Source organism: Moorena producens 3L, from assembly GCF_000211815.1.
GTDB classification, from domain to species: Bacteria; Cyanobacteriota; Cyanobacteriia; order Cyanobacteriales; family Coleofasciculaceae; genus Moorena; species Moorena producens.
The window spans coordinates 18,094-42,682 of the sequence record NZ_GL890927.1 but is presented as its reverse complement, the minus strand read 5'-3'; the positions used below and the strand labels follow the sequence as shown (position 1 = coordinate 42,682).

Sequence of the window (24,589 nt, the reverse complement as noted above, 5' to 3'; positions counted from 1 at the left end):
AGGTTTGACGCTACATTAAAATGTGATTAGAAGCGGCGATTGAGTACAACCAAACCGGTTGACAGGTAAGAGCAATGGGTTTTTTTGATTCGGAAATTGTCCAAAAAGAGGCAAAACAGCTGTTTGAAGATTACCAAGAGCTGATTAAATTGGGCAACGACTATGGCAAGTTTGACCGTGAAGGCAAAAAGATTTTCATCGATCAGATGGAACAGATGATGGAGCGCTATCGTATTTTTATGAAGCGCTTCGAGTTATCCGATGACTTCATGGCTCAGATGACCATAGAGCAGCTCAATACTCAGTTAGGTCAATTTGGGATCACCCCTCAGCAGATGTTTGACCAGATGAACATGACATTGGAGCGGATGAAGTCAGACCTAGAGAAGCAATTGTAGTCAGGAACGCCCTTGGTGGGGGTGGGTATACATGGACATCTGCCAAGACAGCTGAGAGCTTAGGGTCTTAGGCTCAGGATTGAGAGTGCCTTAGTAAGGAGCCGCCAATAATGACGGCTGATATCCCTAATTTATCTAGAATTTATCTAGATCGAGGACGCTTAAATTTTGAGGGTCGAGGGAAGTATCTCACTGGCTCGTTCCGCAAAGCGTAAGCCATAAACCTCCGCCAGATCGGTGCGGCATAGCCACCACCTGTTACCCCTCGCCCAAGGGGTCGGTTGTTGTCTCGACCAATCCAAACTGCGGTAGCCATCTGGGGTACATATCCCACAAACCATACATCTCGCTCTGAAGAGGTTGTTCCTGTCTTACCCGCCGCCTGACGCCCTATGTAGGCAGATTTTCCGGTACCTCCGTTAATTACACCGGTTAGGGTATGGTTAAGGGAAGCAACCGCCCATTGATCTAGCACCAGCTTAGGCTTAGGGGTATTATCTAGCAGCACATTGCCTTTACTATCGGTCACTCGGACAATTAAGGTAGTGTCAGAGTGCCAGCCATTATTGGCAAAAGTAGCATAGGCTCCTGCCATTTCCAATGGTGTTACCCCAACTGACCCTAGGGGTAAGGATAGCACCGGTTGCATCGGACTCTTAATCCCAAGGGTCTTAACCACATCAACGACTTTATCAAGTCCCACTCTCCTGCCAATCTTCACCGCTGGCACATTGCTCGATTGAACAATTGCGGTGCGAATGCTCATGGCACCAGAGTAGCCACCACCATAGTTTTTGGGTCTGTAATAGCCTCTACCATCTCGATAACGAACGGGGGTATCGTAAACAGTGGAACGGGGGGAATATTTACCTGTGGCAAAGGCAGTATAGTAAACAAATGGCTTAAAGGATGACCCAGGCTGACGTCGAGCTTGAGTAGCACGGTTGAATTTGCTCTTTTCATAGCTGTATCCCCCGACTATCGCTTTCACAAAATGGGTACGGGGGTCAACGGCGGCTAATGCCACTTGATTATCGTAAAGTCCACGGCGACGCAGGGTGTAATGAGCACGATTAATGATCTTTTCTGCCTGCTTTTGGAATTCGTAGTCAACCGTGGTCTGAACTCGCATTCCGCCCTTGGTGACCGCTTCCTGACCAAATCGCTCTTTTAACTCCACCACAGCAGCTTCTGTGACGAAAGGCAATTTACTGGTGCTCCAGGAAGTACTTTTCCCAATTAACAGGGGCTGTTCCTTAGCTTGTTTTTCTTGGGCTGCTGTAATCCATCCCAAATCCCGCATCCGCCTTAAGACAACGGCTTGTCGCTCTTTAGCTTTAGAGTAGTTGCTGAAGGGACTGTATTCTTCTGGGGACTGGATTAGCCCTGCCAACATGGCTGACTCCCCTAAGGATAGCTCAGATGCTGGCTTAACAAAGTAGCTGCGGGCAGCTGTTTCAATGCCATAGTTATTGTGACCCCAATAGATTTGATTGAGGTACAATTCCAAAATCTCGTCTTTAGAGAAGATTTGCTCAACTCGGATAGCGAGTACAGCTTCAGTGATTTTGCGGCTAAAGGTGCGTTGCCGAGTCAGAAACAGGTTTTTCACCAACTGCATGGTGATTGTAGAACCCCCCTCTACTACTGTCCCTTGTCTCCAGTTGACTAAAAAAGCACGACCGACGCTATTGGGGTTAACCCCATAGTGCATATAGAAGCGACTGTCTTCTATAGCTAGTACAGCCCGCTTGAGTTGAGGGTTGATTTGGCCGAATTCGAGCACTTCCCGATTCGCTTCCCCATGAAGGCTCACTAGAGGTCTACCCTTGACATCGTAAATGTAAGTTGTTTCTGTCGGTGTGTAGTTCCGGAGCATGCGCACATCTGGCAGGTTACGGAAGCTAGTCGCTAAGCCCACAAGTCCACCAGCTACAATCGAGCTAGCTAACATGGTAACCCCGAGGATAGTCCCTCCAGTTACCTGAGCCACCCCTTGCACAAACTGCAATACTTGTGAAGGCTTTCTTTTCCGATTTTTCCGATCTTGTGGTTGTCGAATAGTGCTATATGGCACGGTGATTTCATTTCCTTACTAAAGAACAGACATGTAAGCTAGGGGCTGTGCTTGGGGTGTTTTTTTTACTTCCTATAAGTACTTTCTATAAGACAATTCCAAGGATAGGTGGGCAGAGCAGGAATGTCTAGGACAATTATTTCTCGGTAAATTCCGGCAGTTACTTGCAAAAACTGTAAGTGTATCCATCTTTTCGGTGTATTGCTGATATATCTTGAGGGTTGCAGCTTTTATAGCCCTTCATTCCTAACGGGGTAAATCCAAAGCTTCCTTTACTTCTAGGAGTTACCTTGCCTATACCTAGTCTTTGATGTTTGGCTATGTCTCCAGTGACCCAGCCCTTAATTGGTTTTAATGGATTGTGCCTGACGGGGTAACCGTACTTGTTGAGTGCTGCTTTTTGTCTGCCTCCCTGCCCTTTGCAAGTAACTAACAGTGGCTGAGACGTTTTCAAGACTAAGGTCTCAATATCCCCAACGCAAGCAGCATCAATCCAGTGCTCCTTAGGAAGACCCAGTCTAGTCCGGTTGTACTTGGTCTGCGCTCCGGTTCCAGTAACTACAAACTTGATATTTTGGAGTACTTTCACTAACTTGTTACGAGTTGCATTTACCGCTGCCGCATCCAATAATGGTTGTTTGGCTTTAGTTTTGATTTTTTGGAGTAAACTTGGCTTCTTTTTTAGGAATTCCTCTATAGGTTTGTTTCCTTTTCGTTTATTACATTTTTCGCAGGCTAAGCAGAGATTACTGACTCGATTACTTCCACCAAATGACTTTGGGTGAATGTGCTCGATCTGCAAGGGAACAGACTGTTTACCGCAATAGGTACATTCTCTTCCCCATTTATCAAGTAAGTACTCCCTAACTTCGTAGCCAGCTAGTTCACCTTGTTGGTACTGAATACCATTGATTTCGGGATTCGGCATTTTCTGGGTATCAAACTTAACTCTTTCGACCCAAATTTCATTGACCGGGCAAAACTTGGTTAATCGCTTTACCCACGTTTCAATAGTCGAAACCCTGTGTTCTAGGCTGGGTGGGAGCCAAGCCTCTGAACGTTTGCGATTAAAAAACCGTGGCTTTCTGTAACGGGTGTGACGATTACGTCTTCGGTGCCTTACAGCTTTTCTAGACTCTAATTTTTTATTGATCAACCCTCCTCTGTGTTCTAACTCCATTCCCCAAATGATTTGGTTGTTTTGGACTAGAGCAAATCCAGTTGTTTGGCTACCAGGATCAATCTTAATTTTACAAGGTGATACAATTGGATTATCAATCGCTGTTTTTAAGATGATCGTGAACGGGTACATCCGAAAAACAGCAGCTTTACCTTTGTCTAACAACCGACGAGCTTTCTTTGGTGGAATAGGGTTTAATGGCTGCTTGTTTGTGTCAATAACAAATACATACTTTGGCATTTTTAGTGCTCTCAATTTGGTAATGTGTTCCTTGACAATGTTGGGATGGCTTGTTGGGCTAACCACACATTTGCCTTTGTCTTAATGATTAGCGACAGAGCCAGAAGCTGGAGTTCACCTCTGGGTGTCATAACCAAACCAACCTAGGAATCGCACCTGAGTCTGCATCCTAGTTGGCAATCCCGGAGATTACCGGGAATTCCCTAGGCTTTGGCTAGGAGGATTACTTACAAGTCTTGAGCATCGAATTTCTTAATAATGCCAGGACGTTATGGATAAGTGTCAAGCCCTACAGGTAAGCTTCTACTTAAGCTTCAACTACTGTAGCGATAAATAATTTTTGAATTAAAGCTAATTCTAGCCAATTCATACCATTTTGTATTCTACGACGGTCATTTCCCGTCTTGATGCAGTCCCTGTGGCAGATGCATCCACCGATTGAACCCTTGAGAGCCTAAAGCATGGGGGATTTAATCCCTATCTTACAAGCGATGCAGCGCCGCCAAAGGGGGTTCCCCCCATGAGCGACTGCATCAAGAAGAGTGGGCAAAAGCCGCATCTCGTAACAGTTGTCAACGGTTTTTTGTATAATAGTTAGCGGCATTTAGACATGGTTTTGGCAAGTGTCGGTCTAGCTGCTTAGAATTTGTAAACGATCCTTAGGATAAATTTAAACAATCTGTACTAACCTAGTTAATTGCCAACCATAGTCCCAACCAATGTCAAATTTTGAAATTCCCCTTTCTAACCAGCTAGCTTGGCTAGACAGAGGTACCAGTGAAATTTTTCCCCTACAACCGGATTCTCAGGATCCGAGTGAAAATCTAGCTATTCGGCTCAAGCAAGCTGAGCGTCCCTTACGGGTCAAGTTAGGTATAGACCCAACCGGTGCGGATCTCCACTTAGGTCATAGTATCCCAGTCAGAAAACTACGGGCATTCCAAGATGCTGGTCATACCGCTGTCTTAATTATTGGTGACTTTACCGCTAGAATCGGTGACCCTACCGGGAAGTCTGAGGTACGTCGCCAGTTGACACCAGCTCAGGTCAAGGAAAATGCTGAAACTTATCTGTCACAGGTGCGCCCTATTCTAGATTTTGATACCCCAGGACGGCTAGAAATTCGCTATAACTCTGAGTGGCTTAACCAGTTGGATTTGTCTGAGATTATTGAGTTGTTAGCCACTATGACCGTAGGGCAAATGCTGGCGAAGGAAGGGTTTGCTGAACGCTATCAACAACAAAATCCTATTTTCCTCCATGAGTTTCTCTACCCATTGATGCAGGGCTATGATTCTGTGGCAGTCAAGGCTGATGTGGAGTTAGGGGGAACTGACCAAAAGTTTAATATTGCCTTGGGACGGGATTTACAACGGCATTTTGGGCAATCTCCCCAGTTCGGCTTACTGCTGCCAATTTTGATTGGGACGGATGGGATACAGAAAATGTCTAAGTCTTTGGGGAATTATGTGGGCTTGTCAGATGATCCCCTGACCATGTACTCGAAGCTGGAGGGCACACCAGATCATCTATTGACGCAATATTTTGAGCTGTTGACTGATGTGCCATTGGATCAGCTTCCAGAACAGCCACGGGAGCAGCAAAAACAATTGGCTCTGACTATTGTGACCCAATATCACGGTGAAGCAGCGGCAAAAGAAGCTCAGCAGGCAGCACTAAACTTAGTAAAGGGTAGCACTACTGGTACGGGGGATTCTGTGCCAGAATTTTCATTGTCTTCTGTGGACTTTCCCGCTAAGTTGTTCTATATCCTTAAAGAATCCGGTTTGTGCCAAAGTAGTGGCGAAGGCAGGCGACAGATTCAAGGGGGAGGTGTTAAGTTGGATGGCGATCGCATTTCAGCGGTTGACCAGACCTTTGATTCCCCTGATCAATTGGTGGGAAAGGTTTTGCAGGTGGGGAAAAAGAAGTTTGCCCGTTTAGTTGATTGAAGGTATCAATGAAGGTTAGAAGGTTAGAAGGTTAGAAGGTTAGAAGGTTAGAAGGTTGAAGGTTGAAGGTTAGGAGGTTGAAGGTTAGGAGGTTGAAGGTTGAAGGTTAGGAGGTTAGGAGGTTGAAGGTTGAAGATCGGATTATTGTTCCTTTGGATGTGCCGAGCAAAGAAGATGCGATCGCATTAGTGGAGCAGTTGCCTGAGGTTAGCTTTTGGAAAGTAGGGCTGGAACTGTTTGTGAGCACTGGTTCTGAGATTATTCATACTCTCAAACATCGGCAAAAGCGGATATTTCTGGATCTTAAATTTCACGATATCCCCAATACGGTCGCTGGAGCAACAAGGGTTGCAGCCGCCTATGGTGTGGACTTAATCACCATTCATGCTGTTGCTGGTCGCAATGCTCTCAAACGAGCGGCTGAAGCGGCAGTTGAGGGAGCTTTGACAGCGGGATGTCCCCCCCCAAAGTTAATTGGTATTACTCTACTCACCAGTCTCAATTCCCGGGATTTGGCCTTTGACCTGAAAATTCCGATCGAGTTGCCCGAATTTGTCTTACAAATGGCACTACTCGCTCAAGAGTCAGGTTTGAATGGGGCAGTGTGCTCCCCCATGGAAGTATCACAGCTACGACAAGTGTGTGGTGATGATTTTCTCCTGGTTTGTCCAGGAGTACGCCCCCAATGGTCAGAAAAAGGTGATCAACGACGGGCAATGACCCCACTAGCTGCTCTACAAGCTGGTGCAGATTACCTAGTTATAGGGCGACCAATTACCGCTGCTGACGACCCAGTGGCTGCCTGGAATAGGATTTGTGAGGAATTAGCTGGTACTGGTGTATAGCTTTCAGCTGACGGGATTACTTCTAATTGCTTACTTGGGATTACAGATTAATGGGTTGAACCTTAGCAAGTTGAACCTAGAAGGTTTCCCAGAAAACTTTCAACTACACTTCTTTCAGAAGTTGGGAACAGGGAACAGGGAACAGGGAACAGTGGACAAGAATTCACGAAAACAGTATCAGAAAACTACTTTTGAAAGAGGTCTACTGTTGAACCTACCCTTCTCGAACGCCTTTGGCCAACAACCTACCAACTTTCAACTGACCAACCTTCAACCTGTCAACCTTCAACCTGTCAATCTTCAACCTGTCAACCTTCAACCTGTCAACCTTCAACCTGTCAACCTTCAACCTGTCAACCTTCAACCTGTCAACCTTCAACCTGTCAACCTTCAACCTGTCAACCTTCAACCTGCCAACTTTCAACCTACTAACCTTCAACCTCCCAACCTTCAATCTGCCAACCTCCAACCGACCAACCTTAACCCTTCAAGGTTCCTCCGACCTGCCAACCTTCAACCTTCACCCCGTCCAACCTGTTCGGTAGAGGTGGAAACCTTAACCTCCCTATTGCTGAAGGATTTACCTAGCTATGCCAATCGAGTGATTCAGAGGGCGCGGCGCTCAGACTCCACTGTGGACAATTTCAGTTATGTAATCGTGGCAGGAAAGCCAGAGTTTGAACCTCTGCCCCTTAAGTCCTTTCAATCCACGACTGTACCTAACCCAACGGATAGCGAAGCACTTCAACAAATCTTTCTAACTACCCTAGAGCGCAAGTATTTCAAGGATAAAGCTGTAGAGTTTCAGAATTATCACTGGCTATTTTTGACCAAAAGCTCTGATGGCTGGCGCTTAGTGATGATTTTTTCCCGTATTGGTTCTGTTTCAGAAGGCAAACTTCCTACACCGCCACGGGAAAGTACTAATGGTGTTATTGGTCAAGCGGTTAAGACTTGGCTCCGGGATTGTCGTGCTGGGACAATTCGAGCCTTTGAACAGAATCCCGTCAATTCCCGTCCTTGAGACAGCAAAGCATTCAGCCGTCAGTGGTCAGCCGTCAGTGGTCAGCCGTCAGCTTATTTTATTCAAAAGCACCGATTGCGCTACGGGCATCAGCTGATAGCTGATACGCGACACGCTGATAGCTTACGTTTAGAAAGATTTAAGAATTTAGCGCTGATTTCCTTCACTCTTCTAAAATCTCTACTAAGTCCTGAACCATTACATCAAACGTCCTGGCTAATTTATCCATAGAAGTATAGTCAATTGTTTTTAGACCAGGACAGCGGGCATAGTGTCTTACAGTGCTGTAAATCACTCCGGAACGGTCAGAAACTTCCTTGAGTGTCCAGCCCTTCTCCTGTGCTAGTTCTCGTACTTTCAGTCTGACTAAACCCATACTTGACAATTGATGAAGTTTATAGTTTAATAGTTCAATCGAGCAAACTATGAAAAGCGATCGCCCTCAAAAAATTTAAACACCAGGGCGATCGCACATAGCAAACCTCATGTCAAGAAACATGGAGGTAATACTAATTATGTTAACAACACCTAGCCATAAATTACCCGTAGTCACCGTATCTAAAATCAACCATAAATCGCGAGTGGTTCATCCACTGGCACGATTTGTCACTGAAAATACGGTAGCCTTGTTTTTTAATATCCAACCAGAGGAAATTTATCGCATCGATTGCTGGCAGCACGTTGTTTACGTACACGCCAAAGGTGTCAGTCAATTTGTCAGCTACGCCGATTTTCCGCCAATTTTAGGGGTAGACCCCCCAAAAACTGGAGATTACGACCGCTGGCTTAAACGGCGGGACAAAAGGCACAAATCCAAGCAATCCCTGGGTTTTTGGAGCCGATTCTACGCCCAGCAGTTTAAGCAAGCTTCCTCAAAGCTTAATCTTTATCAGTGGGGAAAATTGGTTGGTCTAGTCAAACGTGTACTTTTTGAGGCAGAATTGCAACAATTGCGGCAAATGTATGTGAACGAGAAAAGTTGGTGGGACGATTTTTGACTAGATACTATATCCTGATTCTATTGAGTCTTCTGTGTTTAACTGGCTGTAATTCCCCTGATAGTGCAGTTTTACAGTCCAACCAGGACAGTACTTTGAAGCTACTGTACTGGCAAGCACCCACTATCCTCAATCCCCATCTTTCTAATGGTTACAAGGATTCCGAAGCGAGTCGGATTACCCTTGAACCTCTGACTAGTTATGACAAAAATGGGGAGATGGTTCTGTTTTTGGCAGCAGAAGTTCCTACGGTAGAGAATGGTGGAATTGCTGCTGATGGTAAGTCGGTGACTTGGAAACTAAAGCGCAATGTAAAGTGGTCCGATGGCACCCCTTTCACCGCTGCTGATGTGGTGTTCACTTATGAGTTCATCACCAATCCAGCCGTAGGTTCGACTACTGCTAGTACCTATAAAACTATCAAAAACGTTGAAGCAATCGACGACTACACAGTCAAAGTCAACTTCAAGGATGTTAATCCAGCTTGGTTTTTAGTCTTTTCCGGTAGTGATGGCATTATTTTGCCACGGCATTTATATCAAGATTTCAATGGTGCCAATGCACGACAAGCGCCAGCCAACTTGATGCCTGTAGGAACCGGTCCTTATCAGGTCGTAGAATTTAAGCCAGGGGATACTGTAGTTTATCAGCCAAACCCTAACTTCCGAGAAGCCGATAAACCCTATTTCGAGCGAGTAGAACTAAAAGGCGGTGGTGATGCTACCTCTGCTGCTAGAGCAGTCTTACAAACCGGCGATGGGGATTATGCCTACAATCTGCAAGTGGAAGCACCGGTGTTGAAGCGACTGGAAGCGGGGGGTAAAGGTAAAGTGGTGGCTATCTTTGGGGCGTTGGTAGAACGGATTTTAATCAATCAAACCGACCCCAATCAACAAGCCCCCTCTGGAGAACGGTCTAGTGTCAAATTTCCCCATCCGTTCTTCAAAGACAAGCGAGTGCGTCAGGCTTTTAACCTAGCCCTAGACCGGGAAACCATTGCCCAACAGCTTTATGGACCAACGGGCAAAGCCACAGGGAATTTCTTAGTGTTACCAGAGCAATATAAGTCTCCCAATACTACCTATGAATTTAACCCTAAAAAAGCGGTAGCCTTGTTGGAGGAAGCAGGCTGGAAAGATACCAATGGTAACGGGATTCGGGATAAAGATGGGGTGGAGATGACCGTGTTGTTTCAGACTTCGGTCAATCCCGTGCGCCAGAAGACTCAGGAAATTGTCAAACAGACCCTAGCCTCGATTGGGGTTGGGGTAGAACTCAAGAGTATTGATGCTAGTATTTATTTCTCTGGTGATCCAGCCAACACCGATACTAACCAACGCTTCTATGCTGACCTACAAATGTTCACCACAGGGAATGATAGCCCCGACCCTGGTGCGTATCTGAAAACCTATACCTGTGATGAAATTTCCCAGAAAGCTAATCAATGGTCTCGAAAAAATGTCGCTCGCTACTGTAATCCGAAATACGATCAGCTTTGGCAGCAGTCTACAAAGGAGTTAGACCCAGAAAAACGTCGGAAAATCTTTATCCAGATGAATGACTTACTGGTTAAAGATGATGTGGTAGTTTTGCCCATTGTCCATCGGGCTGACGCAGCTGGGTTTAGCAATCAGCTGGAGGGTTATGACTTGACACCATGGGATCGCAATACTTGGAATATTATGGATTGGAAGCGGAAGTGATAGTTATTCCTAATTTTTCAAGTTTCAAGTTTCAATTAACGTCAGCTATCAGCTATCAGCTATCAGCTATCAGCTATCAGCTAGGAGGGATTTTAACTATAGGGGGTCGAATGAGTAAAATGAGCAGGGATTTTCAACGAGCCGTACCAGCATAAGCTTGTTTACTACCTCCTGTTCATTAGCTGACGGCTGTTCGCGTAGCGTGGCCAACGGCCAACGGCTGATAGCTGAATGCTTACAAATTAACTAATAATCAATTTCAATGACGCGATACTTAATTAATCGTCTTTTAGTTTCTATTCCCACCTTGATTGCTATCAGTATCGTAGTATTCGGTATCCTGGCCTTAGCACCTGGAGACCCGATGGGGGAATTTGCCACTAATCCTTCGATTACCCCAGAAGTGCGGGAAAATATTCGTCGAGCCCTTGGTTTAGACCAACCCATCCCGATTCGGTATATTAAATGGGCGTGGTCATTTATCCAAGGGGATATGGGATACTCCTTCACTAGCCGTAGTCCTGTTAGTGCCCTAATGCTCCAGCGTTTACCTACTACGTTATGGGTTGTAGGTTCCGCTTATATTTTTGCTGTATTGCTGGCGTTTCCCTTAGGAATAATTTCGGCACTTAAACGTTACTCTATCTTTGATAACATTGTCACCACCCTGGCTTTTCTAGGATTTTCTCTACCAACCTTTTTCACTGGTTTGCTGTTCATTATTCTGTTTAGTGTCCAGCTAAATTGGTTACCGTTTATCTACGACAGCACCCTGAAGGTAACAGATTGGAATAGTTTTGTTATCCAAGTCAAGCAGTCTATCATGCCCATCGTAGTATTAGGCTTATTTCAAGCAGCAGTATTGATGCGTTTTATTCGTTCATCCATACTCGAACAGCTAAATCAAGACTACGTGCGTACTGCTTATGCTAAGGGATTACATCAATTTGTAGTGGTCAATCGCCATATCTTACGGAATGCTCTGATTCCGGTTGTTACCTTAGTCGCCCTAGATATTCCTACTGTATTCACTGGTGCTTTAATCACTGAACAAGTATTCCGAGTACCTGGAATTGGTGCTTTGCTGATTGATTCTATCTATCGAAACGATACACCAGTAGTGATGGCGATTACCTTTATCTACGCTATTTTAATTGTAGTCTTTAATCTAGTCGCTGATATCCTTTATGGCATTCTAGATCCGAGAGTTCAGATAATATAGTAGGGAACAGGGAACAGGGAACAGGGAACAGGGATTAGGGAGTAGGGATTAGGGATTAGGGAATAAAAACTATCACAATTCATGATATAAATGCTATAGCTAACTGAGGTCTACAGCAGTCTATATTATAGCGTTTATCGCAGTTATGAGGTACGCTTATCAACCTCAAAGTCCCCCTTATTAAGGGGGATTTAGGGGGGTCATTTTGTACCTTATGGGATATAGAATTGCTATATAATGAGGTACACAGAATTTTTAAACTATTACTTATTAGAACTTAACTGCTCCCTGCTCCCTGCTCCCTGCTCCCTAAAATTTACCTCACCTAATTAAAAGCCTATACACTATACAAAAAATGAATTTTCTGTGGAAGTTTTTTGGTGGAGATGGATGGCGTCGGTTTCGCCAAGACCGAATGGCTGTAATCGGGTCTATTGTACTTATAATTATGGTGCTTACCATTGTTTTAGGGCCATTCATTGATAAAACACCTATTGACAAAATTGACTTTAGTCTATCCAGTGCGCCACCAAGTTGGGAACATCCTTTTGGTACTAATGATTTAGGGCAGGATCAACTGGCTCGGGTATTGTGGGGGGGACGCATCTCTTTAACGGTGGGGATTGCGGCTATGGTAGTGGCGATTTCCTTGGGAACTTTAATTGGAGCGTTATCGGGTTTCTATGGAGGAGTAATTGATACCTTCCTAATGCGTCTGACGGATTTATTTTTAGCATTACCTCAGCTACCGTTGTTACTGTTAGTGATTTATTTATTCCGAGATGTCATGCGGCAGCTGGCTGGGCCAGAGTTGGGTATTTTTATATTGATAGTGCTAGTAATTGGTTGCTTGAATTGGATGTCGGTGGCGCGATTAGTACGAGCTAGTTTCTTGACAGTGCGAGAGATGGATTTTGTAACAGCAGCTCGCTCGATTGGTGCTAAACCTCGTCGATTGATTTGGGCTCATATTCTTCCTAATGTGCTTAGTCCGGTAATTGTTGCAGCTACCTTGGCGGTGGGAAATGCGATTATTACTGAGTCTACCTTGAGTTTTTTAGGATTAGGGTTTCCCCCTGATGTTCCGACGTGGGGAAGAATGCTATTTGATGCCCAAAATTATATTGAAATAGCCCCTCATATGGCAATTTTTCCGGGATTAGCGATTTTTTTAACAGTGCTTAGTATTAATTATATTGGGGATGGATTGAGGGATGCTTTGGATCCGCAAACAAGGAGGAAGTAGGGAATAGGCAAGAGGCAATAGGCAATAGGCAATAGGCAAGAGGGAAAATGTTGGACTAATCACTCTACAGCCACTTGCCTATGTTAAAAACTAGGATACTCGATAATATCTAGGTTGATGGTTTCAAACCAAAACTCGACTAAAATACTCACGATACAAATGGCATCGAGGTACGACTCGATTACCCTGCTGCTCTACTAATCCCATACTATGTAGCTTGTAAATCTGGAGTGAATCTAATTCTACTGGCTCCCATGAAGTGACAACTTGCTGCAATGCTTTAGCTAATTCTGGTGCTTGTCGTAGTGCTTGCAAATGTCGTCGTAAATGGTTGCTGTAAATACCTGCTTCTGTGGCTGCTGCTTGTAACAACTCCTCTAAGCTGTTGCGCATTTAAACTGTGATAACAGCATTGCCTTTGTTTTTTATTTTTCGTACCCATTTTATAATTAACCCTCCTTCATTTAAAAGATGATTTAACAAACATTCTAATTCTTCAATTGATTTGAAAACTCGATTGGCAATATATTCTTTTGCTGAATGCCAAACCAATTCAATTAAGTTATAATCAGGACTATACTCGGGAAGATATTCTAAATAAATATTCGGCATATCTTCTTCTATTTTATGAATATATTCGGCTTTTTTGTGAAAACTAGCATTGTCTAAAATAATGACGATTTTCGGTCCTTTCTTAGCAAAGTCTTCTAGTTGATTACCCGCTTCCATCCATTCATTTTCTAGCTCTTTATAAAAGGTTTTTAAAACTTCATAAAAAGTTTGACTATTGCTTTTTTTGAGGAAATCTACAAATCTTTTTTTATCTGAATATCGCAAAGCTCCCATCACATTAACTCTCCCTTGCCTTTCGGGCAAAGCCCGACGCTGCGCGAACGGTCTCCTCTAACTTTTTTTCGCTTTCCTCTTTTACACCAGTTTTTTCTTCTGATGACTCTCAAACTAAATCCGCTTTCATCCCAAAACCATACCTGAAGACGCTCTGGGCTTTCTTTTTCTATTTTTAAATACTCATCTAGTTTCTTTTTAAATGCTTCCCTTTTTTTAGGGTCTTTTTTAGAATCTAAGCTATACTTTGACCAAAGGTAAACATATTTTTTCTTGACTAGTATCCTACGAACTTGAGACCCACTTAACTTGATGCCTGTTGTATCTTCTAAATGAACGGCTAATTTTTGAGCTGTCCATCGACCAAATTCATATCCTAATTCTTCGGGTTCTTTTTCGACTAATTCTAATAATACTTCTATATATTGTTTTGTTGCTTTTTGGTGATTGCCTTTCATTCTTTTATCTTTAAGACTCTCTAAGTCATCTGGATCTCCGTGGACACACCAATAACAGACTGTGTTCTTTGAACAACCCAAAACTTCAGCAATTTCTAACTGTGTTTTTCCACTATTCAACAACAGCAAAATTAAAATACGTTCTCTAATATTTCCATTTTCTTCTATTTTTAAGGCTTTTTGAAGTATTGTTTTTTGCTGTCAGATAATTTTTTGCTGGCATATTTCCTATTATTGGGTTATTTATTAATTTTTATTATACCAATTTAAATGCCGAACAGCTTAATGTTATCTTTCCACATGCAATTTCATATATTCCTAAACGTATTAGATAAGGATGTCCGCATACCATTTTCATGAGCTTTTCAACCTCACTATTGTTCCAATTAAGCCCATGGAAACAAGCTAAACTTTTTACTTGAATCGGGTCAAATTCTGTTAGTTCTAATGGTACTCCCGCATTGAAAGGAGATTGATTGATATCTAAGGGTATATAAACTTCCGTTGAATGGGCGACGACTAATCGCAGTTGTCTCCAGACATCAGCAATTTTTCCTTTTTCATGCCAGCTGCGTAGCATACCCAAAAAATCTTCAATGACCTCCCTATAGGAAAATAGACGATCTATATCATCTAATCCTAATACCAAAGGACAATTAATTTGGGGCAATAAATACTCTTCAAAGTACAGTGTACAGTTATCGTTGCTACCGAAAATTTCTGTATACCAATAATTCTCTAGCTGATTAGCTAACTTTAACTCCCGACTAACCTGTAGGCAAAGCCAACGTAGAAAGGGAGCATCCCAATTTGGCACGTTAGCTCTTTTTAGGGGGCTGAAACCCTTGAAATATCGTTGCTTTGGGTAATATTGTTTCCAAAATGGGATGCTCCCCGTAGAAACAGCTCCAAATTAGTCAAAACGGACTTATTGACGCTATTCAAACCCAGATACACTGTTTGATAATTTTCCGAAGCAGCATGGTCTAACAGCTTCATGATCAAAGAGGTCTTACCCATTAAATTTGGGGCTTTAATCCGAATTAACGCCGCCGGTTTAACTACTGTTTTATAGCCAAGAGATTCAATACCATCTCGTTCAATGTAAAAGGGAGAAGACGGTGCCACGGCACCTTCTGGAAACGGTAATTCTGTTGCTGAAACACGGAGCGATGATGGCAATTTTATCCTATCTTGTAGTTTTGTTTTACCTCTCTCTAAGGCGACTTTAAAATTCTTTTTAGTTAACTTTTCCCCTAAAGCTTCAGACAGCTTTTTCCATAATTGATTGCCAATATCTTTGTTAAGGTACTCTGTACTATAGCCAGAGCGTTTGCCAATTTCTTCATAGGTTAGTCCTTCCCAAGAACCTTCTAGTACAAGTATTTCTATATCATTAAGGTGCTTTTGGGTCTTTTGGAAAAGCAGTTGTTCTGCTATTTCTTTTGCCTGCTGCCAAGTCAATCCTGATTCTAAGTTACTCATTCTGAGTCGTTTCGGATGAAGACACAGATACCAGGGTAAGCGCAAGACAAATTGAGCCAAAATGCGATATAGGGCAAGAATTATGACCATATTAAGCCAAGATTGCTCAGCACTATTGCATATTTATATCAATATTGTTGATAAGAATGCCGCCTTATTGATTCTTGCGTTTACCCTGACACAGATACCAGTCTGGATTCTATTTTCTATATTACACGACTTGGCAAGTTAAGGGTGAATCAAGGAGCCACAACAGGGTAATCTGGGAGACATCACAGTTAGAGAGTTAACCGGGTGTATCTCATATTTGTAAAAAAGAAGGGGGAGTGTCGGAAGTTTGGGAAGTGTGGGGAGAGGGGGAGATACGGAGATAGGGAGATAGGGAGATGGGGGAAATTTTTATTAAGGGTAATGTCATATTCGTCAGTATCCCAAATTCCAGGGAGCATCCCATTTTGGAAAAAAAATAAAATTTATTCGCGAGTGTTAATCGCGAATAATATCCCAACTTAGATATTTTCTTGTTCGGAGTCAAAAGAAATATCTAGTAAGCTCTTTTTAAGAGAATCAATAGTTTTTTGTAATTCAGAAACTATGGTTCTTCTGGCTACACCCATCACCCCAGTGACATGGGCTTCACTCCCAGCCTTCCCCAAATGCTTATATTTACTTAACTTGGGCCGTGAACCTGTGGTCTTAAAGGTGGGTGAACTGGCTTGTAATTTGTAATACCAGTAGGCTTTTTGGAGCTGTCGAACTTGATAACGCGCTACCCAAGCATCTTCCGGAGCAAGTTCCCCTTGACCCTCGAAGAACTTTTGATAGGTTTCGAGACTAGCAATCGCTGTCTGTAAACGAGTTATTCTCTCTAGTGTATCTTGTTGTGACTTACGGGAAACTCTTCTGCCCATTGAGGAAAATCTCCATGGGACATCTATTCGCGAGTATAAATCGCGAATATTGTCTAGTGTAGCAGGATTTTTAAGGGCTTAAATAGCTAGTTGACCGTTGAGATAGGCACAACGCAGTTGTAAGATATTAGCGACATTATCCCGGTGCCACTGGGCTCCGTTTAGTTTAACTCGGTGGCTGATTTGTTTGACAGCCGATTCCACCGCTCCGCTTCCAATTGAACAAATTTGTTCCCTTTGAAAAGAGTGATAATTTATTAACCTTTTACGATGTTTTTTGAGATAGCAAATAAATTGAGTTCCTCCCACTGGCTGAACTGACTTTAACAACTTCATTGCCTCGGATACCTGTCCCATCCACAGGTAAGCCTCTAACTGTTTTTTGAGGGATTTTGTCGTTTCTATTTTAGGCAGATTTTCGATTAGGTGATACCAGTCCAAGATTTCAATCCTATCCTTATTATCTCCAATTTCAGATATATTCCAGATTCCATCATGTCCATCTCCTAAGCAGTAGAAGGGCGAGGTTAATAATTGACTATTTATCCAATCCGTTAAAGATAGATTATCTTGAAAAAATGCTCCGTAATAAATACCTGTCTTGATGCAGTCGCTCATGGGGGGAACCCCCAAGACCGCGCTGCATCGCTTGTAAACGAGCTGTTTTGTATTCTTTCCAAGAACTAGGTTCTCCTAAAGTTTCCGTCCTCAAGCGGATTTTCCCTCCATCAACACTTACCTCGGATAACCCTTGTTTTAGATCAGGAAGTGTCAACTCAATTTGGTTAACCTTTCGTTCGCGTAGCGTGGCCTTTGGCCAATGATGAGTGGAGTGACCAACTTGGAGTCCAGTTAACAGATATAAGTCCTGCTCTGCATCTTGATAAGATTCATTGGCACTCAAGAGGAGACAGCATTTTTCCAACAGAGGGCTATGGCGCGTATAAGGTTGTATTCCCAAAGCATCTGCTTGTTTTTTGGTAATCTTCAGTTTTCCCAGACAGCTTTTAATGGTTCTGGTTTTTCCTCGTTGGATTTGGGTCTTTTTTCCGATCAAAAAAGGGCAATTTTGGGACTGACATGTTCTCAAACCTGCTGTCTGACTGTAATTTCGATATCTGCTAGGCTTTCTAAGCTATCAGTGTCAGTATTGTTGTACAGAATCTCACTGGCTCGTATTAAACAAGCTTCCAGCTCTTCCCGTTCGGATGGAGTCATTAGCAAAGCGTATGAACATCTACGTCTCTATTATGCCAGCTCCTAAACCTCCAACTCTACATTTGGAATTTAATTCGCGAGATATAATCGCGAATTAAATTCTCCCCCTCTCCTTGTATTTTCCAAAATGGGATGCTCCCAAATTCCATACATTCGTGCCTAGCTCAAATTGAGGATTTTTAGATTTCATGTCTGAATTCCTTGTGATTATTACTGTGGTGGAGGTAGATGCATCCTTTTCACAGTCACTTATCCTGTGGATGGATAATCAGTACAATCACGTTGTAACGATGCCAGAATGTTACCGTTCGCTCGCTTGAGATAAAGACCCTATGCCCCAGCCTTCCGGTTAGTTGCCAGTAGTTTCGGCATCCGACCTGTGAGCGCCCTTTAGTTGTCTAGCATCAGCACTGCAAAGCGTTTGTTGCCATTGACGGTGTAAGGCTCAACATCAAAAATTCTCGCCCCATTTTGTTGCCACAGTTGATTAACTTGCGCTGCGGTTTTACCGTAGTACCACCACCAGCGTTGACCTTGAGAGCGTTCCATGACGACAGTAAAAGTATTGTTGCCACGTCTTTCGATATCGATTAATCTGGCTTTGTTTTCTTTGAGTTTCGAGCTAATAAAGTTGGCTGATTTGTTGGAATAAACCCACCACGCCTTGTGGTCTGCACCTGTATTTTTAATCATTACAGCACTAAACCGGCGCTGACCACCGACAACATAGGTATCGAGGTCAACAATGCGTGCTTTATTATCCCTGGCTTTTGCCATGATGTCATTAAAGGAAAGGTCAGTATAGTACCACCAAGCTTTAGCTTCAGAACCTGTATTGGAGACGAGAACGACTGCATAGCGTTTTTTGCCATTGACCCGATAAACTTGCAAGTCGATAATCCGAGCCCGATTTTGCGAGAGTTTTTCTTTGAGCGTCTGAGAAGTTATACCGTAGTACCACCACCATTTCTTAGCATATGCACCTTGGTTTTTTACCATTGCGGCGCTAAAGCGATAGGGAGAGGTAGATTCTACTTCCAGGTCAATAATTCGATAACCTTCCTTAAGCTTGGCTTTGATTTGGTTAACAGACACACCTTGCAACCACCAAAACTGAGTAGGAGTAGTGTCTGATGTTTCCGTCAGAGCAATCTGTGTATTGGCAGTGGTTTCTAGTTGATTAGCTTCTGAGGAAAGAGGCTGCAATTGACGAGTAGATTCGGGGAAAACTGGACTCGATGCATTAGCATTTAAACTCAAGAGTGGTAAAGTGAATCCGAGTGTTAGGAAGAATGCGATCGCATTTCGTTTCATAATCTTTGTTCACCTGAATGCATAGATGTAATGTGGAGTGAATGTCCAACTAGCCAATTTGCTCTCTTTTGCGTGCTAGTTGGGGTTAATGGTAGATGCACTCTAGATTTGAGTTGACGAAAATCGAGTCATTAAGTTCCCACTAAAATTCTCAGTTAGAAGAAACAAAACCAAGCTGTCTGGGGTAGCAAATCTTGTATTTGTATGCTGAGGGGGTGACATGAGCCCCAAAAAGCTTACTCTATAAGGCTTTGATGCCAATGGGCTCATGGAAGATACAGTCGGAAATTAACCCTCAATTCATTTCCTGGAAGCCCAAACCCTTATAACTACGTCCAAAGTCAGCCCAAAACAGAATGTATATTTTTGTTAATTATCGGCTGAAATTACTACCCAGTAAGGATTTCAGCTTGCATGTCACCCCCCCAGATTTGTATGTACAAGCCGAACAAGAATTAACAGGTGATTTCTCACATTGCACGCGCACAGAAACAATGCCTTCAAAGTCTCCTGTTAACTTTCGGAATTGAGGAAGAGCTGGTGCAGCAGATACATTAAAGACTTGAAATATCCCCACTGGGCCTTCAAGTTCGACCCTGAGATCGTGGTTGCCAGTAGCTTCTATTTCTAGGCTAATATTGCGACGAATTCCTGATTGCCAAATTAAGTCGGGTACCCAAAGGCAATCAGTAGAGCTATCCGGTTGGCGAGATACTTCATTTTCTACGCAAGCGGTTGGTAAAAACCAGACAAGGGTTGGAAAAGGTTGAGTTAGTTCTTCTGCGTAAAAGAAGAGAGAGTCAAGAATTAAAACAGCAGTTTCTGCTTGGTTATCTGTAGGAGAAGGGATTAATTCAATGCTTGTTACCTGCTCAAATTCTTCAACAAAAGGCGCTCCAGCACGAACTTTCCTTGTCAGGGGTTCAGTACAGTTTTTGGTGACAATTTTTACTTCAAAGTTGCTGTTACCTCGATTAGTAAAGTTTGCGAGAACTCTTTGAGGACGACGAGAGCGGAAAATGTTTCTGCTCCCTTCTTTACAAAGCATCTGCACTGTTTCCTGCATCCAGGATATTTCAGGAGATGACTGTTGTTTCATACATTCAGAAGATTGATAAACCATTTAGATTTCCTATTGATTTAGGTTGTAAATGTGGTAATGAGTTTTTGGTGATTCAGTGTAGGCAATGTCTAGACTACCTGCTACACATCACGCTGCCACCACAGGACCACATCAGCAAAGGTCATACGACCCTGGGTAACCACAAATTTGATCCGATTGTTGCCATTTTTGAGTAAATTGGCACTAATCACTTCGTGGATGCTGTTTAAGCCAGAATTCCCTAAAGTAAAACTGACCTGATTAGAATTATTGACAGAAATATTGAAGCTAACTCGCTCGCTAGTGGGATAAACCATGAAGGCAAGAATGGATCTTGAACCTAAATGGGCATCACTGGGAAGAGAAAATGAAAAATCTTGATCGATATCTCCGCCAACTTGCAAAGTGAACTTGCTGTCTCGTATAATGCTATAGTCTGAAATTCTAGCCATGATTTTTACCTCTGATTAATTAGTACATTGCTCAAGCCCAAAGCTGAAATAAGCTTGATATCAATCATTATCTTGGTAAATCTAGGAAGCAACCATGGGAATAAAATCAGGTAATTCCAAGGATAGTTGAGCGATAAAAATAGGATTAAATCAGGTCAAACAAAATTAAAATAGGAAAAAGTCAGGTGGATTGCTCTGGGCTGGCAAATTTATGCGATGATAACTATATCCCGCAGTAGATGTGCTGTGCTACCATGACTGACAATTCAAACTCTGATTACGAATATCATATTGGTGGTAGTCTTCCGGCTGATGCACCAAGTTATGTGACGCGACAAGCCGACTGGGAACTTTATCACAACTTAAAAGCCGGACAACTTTGCTATGTTCTCAATTCCCGACAAATGGGTAAATCTAGCCTGCGCGTGCGGGTGATGCAAAAGCTACAAGCAGAAGGGATCGTTTGTGCTTTTGTTGATTTGACCGGGATTGGCAAAGAGGGTATTACTCCCGAAAAATGGTATGCCGGAATTATCTATTCTATTGTTAGTAGCCACCCGCTCAAAGAAAAATTTAATTGGCTTTCTTGGTGGCGGGAACGCAGAGATTTACTTTCGCCCATACAGCGCTTGCATTCGTTTATTGAGGATATTTTTTTAACAGAAACACAAGAAAATATTGTTGTTTTTGTTGATGAAATTGACCGCGTTTTAAGTCTAAATTTATCGTTAGATGACTTTTTTGCCTTAATCCGCTTCTTTTACAATCGGCGAGTAGATAATCCTGCCTATCGTCGTCTGACTTTTGCCCTTTTGGGAGTGGCAACCCCAAGCGATTTGATTAAAGATAAAACCCAAACTACTTTTAATATTGGTCAGGCCATAGAACTACAAGGATTTAAACTACAGGAATCCCAACCCTTAGCTAAAGGTTTAGCAGGAAAAGTAGACAAGCCGCAAGGGATTTTAGCAGACATCCTCGCTTGGACAGGAGGACAGCCATTTCTGACGCAAAAACTATGTCAGCTTGTAGTTCGAGAAGCAGACAAAGATAGCATTGTGAGTTCCCAATCTCTTGAGGAGATAGTACGCAAGCAGATCATTGAGAATTGGGAAGCACAAGACGAACCCGAACATTTGCCGACAATCCGCGATCGCATCTTCCGTAATCCTCAAGGTGTTGCTAGGCTCCTCGGCATCTATCAACAGATTCTACTGCAAGGAGAAATCATTGCTGACTCTTCTGTTGAACAAACAGAGTTGCGTTTAGCAGGATTAGTGGTACAACAGCAGGGTAAATTAAGGGTCTATAACCGAATTTACCAGCAAGTTTTCAATCAGCAATGGGTAGAGAAGCAATTAGAAAAGCTGCGTCCTTACTCGGAAAATTTCACGGCTTGGGTTGCTTCCCATTATCAAGATGAATCCCGTCTATTGCACGGTCAAGCATTGCAAGATGCCTTGCAATGGGCGAGTGATAAAAGTTTAAGTCCCATTGATTATCGTTTTTTAGGGGCGAGTCAGGATTTTGAGAAGCGAAAAGTTGAAATTAATCTAGTTATTCAACAAGGAGAAAGTCGGCTCTTAGCCCAGGCCAATCAAACTTTAACCAAAGCGCAACAGCAAGCTAAAGCCGAATTAACCAAAGCGAAACAAACAGCCAAGATGATCGTTGGTATTGGTTCTGGCATTCTGGCAATTTTGTTGTTAGTTGCCACCGTCGTCGGATTGCAAGTTAGACAAGCCAAACGGGAGCTTGCAGAATTAAAGCTATCACTGCTTAGTGTCAACTCCCAAAAAGCGTTGGACTCCAGTCCCTTTGAGTCTCTGTGGAAAGCCCTGCAAGCAGGACAAAAACTACGAGGCATGGAAAAGTGGCAGCCAGTGGAACCAGAGACACGTAAGCAGGTAATTGATACCCTCCGTCAGGCAATTTACCTTACTACCAAAATATCCGGGAACGTGAGAGCCTCCCTGTTTCAAGGGCAGGGTAAGCGCAAGAATCAATAAGCTGTAGCTTATTGAGAAAAAACTGGGTTCATTCTCAACTATTAAACTCTATTGAGAATCAAGTTCTACGAGATTATAGGGGTTTCGAGCCACGATCAACCGATATCCAGCCAATGCACATTATGGGCAATTTTTTCTTGCGCTTACCCTGGTTTCAAGGGGAGGATGAAACGGTTAGAAGTTACCGTAAGATAATGGAGCCTTTATGGTTGATTGGTTATGCAAAAAAGGTTAAAACTTATTGATTAAGGCTCCATTATCTAAGGTTTCGTCTCCGGACGCGACGGGTTTTAACCCGCCGTGTCCCTCTGCTTAGGTTCAGGAAATCTGGCTATTAGGCTTCTGATCAGCTCAGATGGAGTCATACCACGCCGTTCTGCTTCCTGCTTTAACTGCATTTTTTCAAATTTGGTAATTCGGATCATCAATCTTTCGTCTTTCATTTGTGAGTTACCATTTGCGCGTACATTTGTTACGATTATAGTGGGAGGTGATAAGATGTACAAGACGATTCCAGTAAAAGCAAACTTCACGGACGAAGAGCGAGCCTTTTGGGTTTTTCAATGCCAGCAAGCTAATAGCTTATTAAATTGTGCTATCTATTACACCAAACAGAAACACTACAGTTGGTTAGAGCAAAAAGAAGAAGCTTTTACAACCTATTGGCGAGGGGATGATCTTAGATATGGGTGGAAGACCTATAAATGCAGCATTAAGCATGCCGAACTCTGCAAGAATTTAAAGGAAAATCATCATTACAGGGCGATGGCGGCTCAATCAGCTCAGCAAACCCTCAAGACTGTAGCCGAATCAATCAATAGTTATAATCACTTAGTTGGCCATTATTACAAAGGGAATGTTGATCGACCAAAGCTACTAAGATACAGAAAGAAAGGCGGATTGGCAGCTGTGACTTTTCCCAGGCAAGCTCTCAATTACAAGTCAGGTTTGTTTTACCCATCCATCAGCAAAGAGACAAAGCCTGAGTTGATCACTGAAATAGCCCTAGAACCGCCAGATTTCATAGATCCAGACTGGGTAAAAGAGGTTACTGTTCGCCCATATTTAGGAGAATTGTGGATTGATTGGGTTATTGACGACGGAAAGCAACCAGTCTCTGACAACCCCAATCTTGACTACTCCCAGGCTTGGAGTTTCGATCACGGCGGGGATAATTGGCTAACAGGTGTTTCGACTCACGGTAAAAGCCTAATTATCGACGGTCGTAAGCTAAAGTCACTGAATCAGGCATACTGCCGGTTAGTAGCCAAATACAAAGCAGGTAAGTCTGATTTTTACTGGGACGCTAACTTGGATCGGGTTCAGCGAAAGAGAAATAACCAGATGAGAGATGGGATCAACAAGGCTGCTAGGTTCATCATCAATAGGTGCCTAAATGATCGAATCGGAAACTTGATCGTTGGTTGGAACGAGAGGCAGAAAGACCGTTCTAACATGGGCAAACGGGGTAATCAGAACTTCGTTGTAATCCCCACTAAAAGGCTAATCGAACGGTTAAAACAACTTTGTCCAGAGTATGGAATAAAACTCACAATCACTGAAGAATCGTACACCAGTAAAGCGTCCTTTCTTGACGACGACAGCCTCCCAAAAATTGGCGAAAAACCCAAAGGATGGAAACCGTCGGGTAAACGAGTTAGGCGCGGATTATATAAAACCTCTTTTGGGTGGCTAGTAAATGCGGATTGTAACGGAGCCGCTAACATAGCCCGAAAAGTAGCCACACAGCTAAAAATCGACCTAGCTAAGGTGGGTAGGGGAGTTTTGGCACTCCCACACCGGTATGACCTTTTCACCTCAATGAATAGATCATACAGGACAAGATGTGAAGAAGTGCGGTTTCAACCCACTTCGTAACAACCTTGTAGAATCCCCTGTGTTTTAACCA

At 43.1% G+C, this 24,589-nt stretch carries 21 protein-coding genes and 2 pseudogenes; 10 read left to right on the top strand and 13 right to left on the bottom strand.

What is annotated here, in order from left to right:
• Positions 1-74 precede the first annotated feature (74 nt).
• The gene (locus LYNGBM3L_RS15900) at positions 75-398 is read left to right on the top strand and encodes a DUF1825 family protein (protein WP_008185214.1); all 324 of its coding nucleotides are present in this window, start codon (positions 75-77) and stop codon (positions 396-398) included.
• A gap of 142 nt (positions 399-540) precedes the next feature.
• Here LYNGBM3L_RS15900 and LYNGBM3L_RS15895 read toward each other — a convergent pair whose 3' ends face one another.
• Positions 541-2,475 carry a transglycosylase domain-containing protein gene (locus LYNGBM3L_RS15895; protein ID WP_008185213.1) on the bottom strand — a complete coding sequence of 645 codons (1,935 nt, stop codon included), beginning with the start codon at positions 2,473-2,475 and terminating at the stop codon, positions 541-543.
• Positions 2,476-2,635: 160 nt separating this feature from the next.
• Positions 2,636-3,895 (bottom strand): RNA-guided endonuclease IscB, encoded by a 1,260-nt coding sequence (gene iscB, locus LYNGBM3L_RS15890; RefSeq protein ID WP_008185212.1) that lies wholly within the window; start codon positions 3,893-3,895, stop codon positions 2,636-2,638.
• Positions 3,896-4,614: 719 nt separating this feature from the next.
• Between iscB and tyrS the strand changes: the two genes are divergently transcribed.
• The 3 genes from tyrS (at position 4,615) to LYNGBM3L_RS47490 (ending at position 7,716) form a co-directional block, all read left to right on the top strand.
• Entirely contained in the window at positions 4,615-5,847 is a 1,233-nt protein-coding gene (gene tyrS, locus LYNGBM3L_RS15885) for a tyrosine--tRNA ligase (protein ID WP_008185211.1), read from the top strand.
• A 122-nt stretch (positions 5,848-5,969) separates the two neighbouring features.
• Positions 5,970-6,692: an orotidine-5'-phosphate decarboxylase gene (pyrF, locus tag LYNGBM3L_RS15880; RefSeq protein WP_008185210.1), complete on the top strand. Its 723-nt coding sequence runs from the start codon at positions 5,970-5,972 to the stop codon at positions 6,690-6,692.
• Positions 6,685-7,716, top strand: a complete 1,032-nt coding sequence (locus LYNGBM3L_RS47490) for a pentapeptide repeat-containing protein (RefSeq protein ID WP_008185209.1) — start codon at positions 6,685-6,687, stop codon at positions 7,714-7,716. The genes pyrF and LYNGBM3L_RS47490 overlap by 8 nt, the downstream gene beginning before the upstream one ends.
• A gap of 163 nt (positions 7,717-7,879) precedes the next feature.
• Here the strand turns inward: LYNGBM3L_RS47490 and LYNGBM3L_RS15870 are convergent, their stop codons facing one another.
• On the bottom strand, positions 7,880-8,092 hold the full coding sequence (locus tag LYNGBM3L_RS15870) for a helix-turn-helix domain-containing protein (protein WP_008185208.1): 213 nt from the start codon (positions 8,090-8,092) through the stop codon (positions 7,880-7,882).
• A 139-nt stretch (positions 8,093-8,231) separates the two neighbouring features.
• On the opposite strand from LYNGBM3L_RS15870, the gene LYNGBM3L_RS15865 reads away from it, so the two are divergent.
• From LYNGBM3L_RS15865 to LYNGBM3L_RS15850, 4 genes are all read left to right on the top strand, one after another.
• Positions 8,232-8,714: a hypothetical protein gene (locus LYNGBM3L_RS15865; protein ID WP_008185207.1), complete on the top strand. Its 483-nt coding sequence runs from the start codon at positions 8,232-8,234 to the stop codon at positions 8,712-8,714.
• Positions 8,711-10,417, top strand: coding sequence for a peptide ABC transporter substrate-binding protein (locus LYNGBM3L_RS15860; RefSeq protein WP_008185206.1), 1,707 nt, complete (start codon positions 8,711-8,713; stop codon positions 10,415-10,417). Before LYNGBM3L_RS15865 ends, LYNGBM3L_RS15860 begins: the two co-directional genes overlap by 4 nt.
• A gap of 262 nt (positions 10,418-10,679) precedes the next feature.
• Positions 10,680-11,639, top strand: a complete 960-nt coding sequence (locus LYNGBM3L_RS15855) for an ABC transporter permease (RefSeq protein ID WP_008185204.1) — start codon at positions 10,680-10,682, stop codon at positions 11,637-11,639.
• A 355-nt stretch (positions 11,640-11,994) separates the two neighbouring features.
• Positions 11,995-12,885, top strand: coding sequence for an ABC transporter permease (locus LYNGBM3L_RS15850; protein WP_008185203.1), 891 nt, complete (start codon positions 11,995-11,997; stop codon positions 12,883-12,885).
• Between the two features lie 123 nt (positions 12,886-13,008).
• On the opposite strand, the gene LYNGBM3L_RS15845 is transcribed toward LYNGBM3L_RS15850, so the two are convergent.
• From LYNGBM3L_RS15845 to LYNGBM3L_RS15800, 9 genes and pseudogenes are all read right to left on the bottom strand, one after another.
• Complete coding sequence (locus LYNGBM3L_RS15845) at positions 13,009-13,278, bottom strand: AAA-like domain-containing protein (protein ID WP_008185202.1); 270 nt, start codon at positions 13,276-13,278, stop codon at positions 13,009-13,011.
• Positions 13,279-14,412: pseudogene (locus tag LYNGBM3L_RS38445) on the bottom strand (IS630 family transposase).
• A 33-nt stretch (positions 14,413-14,445) separates the two neighbouring features.
• A complete protein-coding gene (locus tag LYNGBM3L_RS48735; RefSeq protein WP_008185201.1) occupies positions 14,446-15,006 on the bottom strand; it encodes an AAA-like domain-containing protein in 561 nt (186 codons plus the stop codon).
• A gap of 11 nt (positions 15,007-15,017) precedes the next feature.
• Positions 15,018-15,764 carry a helix-turn-helix domain-containing protein gene (locus tag LYNGBM3L_RS48730; RefSeq protein WP_052308447.1) on the bottom strand — a complete coding sequence of 249 codons (747 nt, stop codon included), beginning with the start codon at positions 15,762-15,764 and terminating at the stop codon, positions 15,018-15,020.
• Between the two features lie 419 nt (positions 15,765-16,183).
• Positions 16,184-16,585 (bottom strand): hypothetical protein, encoded by a 402-nt coding sequence (locus LYNGBM3L_RS15820; protein ID WP_008185199.1) that lies wholly within the window; start codon positions 16,583-16,585, stop codon positions 16,184-16,186.
• Between the two features lie 78 nt (positions 16,586-16,663).
• Positions 16,664-17,803 (bottom strand): annotated as a pseudogene (locus LYNGBM3L_RS15815) (ISKra4 family transposase).
• Positions 17,804-18,193: 390 nt separating this feature from the next.
• Positions 18,194-19,117, bottom strand: coding sequence for a hypothetical protein (locus LYNGBM3L_RS15810; RefSeq protein WP_008185195.1), 924 nt, complete (start codon positions 19,115-19,117; stop codon positions 18,194-18,196).
• 373 nt (positions 19,118-19,490) lie between these two features.
• Positions 19,491-20,240 (bottom strand): hypothetical protein, encoded by a 750-nt coding sequence (locus LYNGBM3L_RS15805; protein ID WP_044493435.1) that lies wholly within the window; start codon positions 20,238-20,240, stop codon positions 19,491-19,493.
• Positions 20,241-20,320: 80 nt separating this feature from the next.
• Positions 20,321-20,671 carry a hypothetical protein gene (locus LYNGBM3L_RS15800; RefSeq protein ID WP_008185193.1) on the bottom strand — a complete coding sequence of 117 codons (351 nt, stop codon included), beginning with the start codon at positions 20,669-20,671 and terminating at the stop codon, positions 20,321-20,323.
• 254 nt (positions 20,672-20,925) lie between these two features.
• Here LYNGBM3L_RS15800 and LYNGBM3L_RS15795 point away from each other — a divergent pair, with 254 nt between their 5' ends.
• Entirely contained in the window at positions 20,926-22,680 is a 1,755-nt protein-coding gene (locus LYNGBM3L_RS15795; RefSeq protein WP_008185192.1) for an AAA-like domain-containing protein, read from the top strand.
• Positions 22,681-22,970: 290 nt separating this feature from the next.
• On the opposite strand, the gene LYNGBM3L_RS15785 is transcribed toward LYNGBM3L_RS15795, so the two are convergent.
• Positions 22,971-23,123, bottom strand: a complete 153-nt coding sequence (locus tag LYNGBM3L_RS15785; RefSeq protein ID WP_008185190.1) for a plasmid mobilization protein — start codon at positions 23,121-23,123, stop codon at positions 22,971-22,973.
• Between the two features lie 55 nt (positions 23,124-23,178).
• On the opposite strand from LYNGBM3L_RS15785, the gene LYNGBM3L_RS15780 reads away from it, so the two are divergent.
• Complete coding sequence (locus LYNGBM3L_RS15780) at positions 23,179-24,558, top strand: RNA-guided endonuclease InsQ/TnpB family protein (protein ID WP_044493431.1); 1,380 nt, start codon at positions 23,179-23,181, stop codon at positions 24,556-24,558.
• Positions 24,559-24,589: the final 31 nt, after the last annotated feature.

Excerpts from the sequence above, each read along its gene's own strand:
- LYNGBM3L_RS15855 (WP_008185204.1), top strand. The coding sequence starts at position 10,680 with ATGACGCGATACTTAATTAATCGTCTTTTAGTTTCTATTCCCACCTTG.
- LYNGBM3L_RS15810 (WP_008185195.1), bottom strand. The coding sequence starts at position 19,117 with ATGAAACGAAATGCGATCGCATTCTTCCTAACACTCGGATTCACTTTA.
- iscB (WP_008185212.1), bottom strand. The coding sequence starts at position 3,895 with ATGCCAAAGTATGTATTTGTTATTGACACAAACAAGCAGCCATTAAAC.
- LYNGBM3L_RS15780 (WP_044493431.1), top strand. The coding sequence starts at position 23,179 with ATGTACAAGACGATTCCAGTAAAAGCAAACTTCACGGACGAAGAGCGA.
- LYNGBM3L_RS15800 (WP_008185193.1), bottom strand. The coding sequence starts at position 20,671 with ATGGCTAGAATTTCAGACTATAGCATTATACGAGACAGCAAGTTCACT.
- LYNGBM3L_RS15805 (WP_044493435.1), bottom strand. The coding sequence starts at position 20,240 with ATGGTTTATCAATCTTCTGAATGTATGAAACAACAGTCATCTCCTGAA.
- LYNGBM3L_RS15785 (WP_008185190.1), bottom strand. The coding sequence starts at position 23,123 with ATGAAAGACGAAAGATTGATGATCCGAATTACCAAATTTGAAAAAATG.
- LYNGBM3L_RS15900 (WP_008185214.1), top strand. The coding sequence starts at position 75 with ATGGGTTTTTTTGATTCGGAAATTGTCCAAAAAGAGGCAAAACAGCTG.
- LYNGBM3L_RS48730 (WP_052308447.1), bottom strand. The coding sequence starts at position 15,764 with ATGGTCATAATTCTTGCCCTATATCGCATTTTGGCTCAATTTGTCTTG.
- LYNGBM3L_RS15865 (WP_008185207.1), top strand. The coding sequence starts at position 8,232 with ATGTTAACAACACCTAGCCATAAATTACCCGTAGTCACCGTATCTAAA.
- LYNGBM3L_RS15850 (WP_008185203.1), top strand. The coding sequence starts at position 11,995 with ATGAATTTTCTGTGGAAGTTTTTTGGTGGAGATGGATGGCGTCGGTTT.
- LYNGBM3L_RS15820 (WP_008185199.1), bottom strand. The coding sequence starts at position 16,585 with ATGGGCAGAAGAGTTTCCCGTAAGTCACAACAAGATACACTAGAGAGA.
- LYNGBM3L_RS15845 (WP_008185202.1), bottom strand. The coding sequence starts at position 13,278 with ATGCGCAACAGCTTAGAGGAGTTGTTACAAGCAGCAGCCACAGAAGCA.
- tyrS (WP_008185211.1), top strand. The coding sequence starts at position 4,615 with ATGTCAAATTTTGAAATTCCCCTTTCTAACCAGCTAGCTTGGCTAGAC.
- LYNGBM3L_RS15870 (WP_008185208.1), bottom strand. The coding sequence starts at position 8,092 with ATGGGTTTAGTCAGACTGAAAGTACGAGAACTAGCACAGGAGAAGGGC.
- LYNGBM3L_RS15795 (WP_008185192.1), top strand. The coding sequence starts at position 20,926 with ATGACTGACAATTCAAACTCTGATTACGAATATCATATTGGTGGTAGT.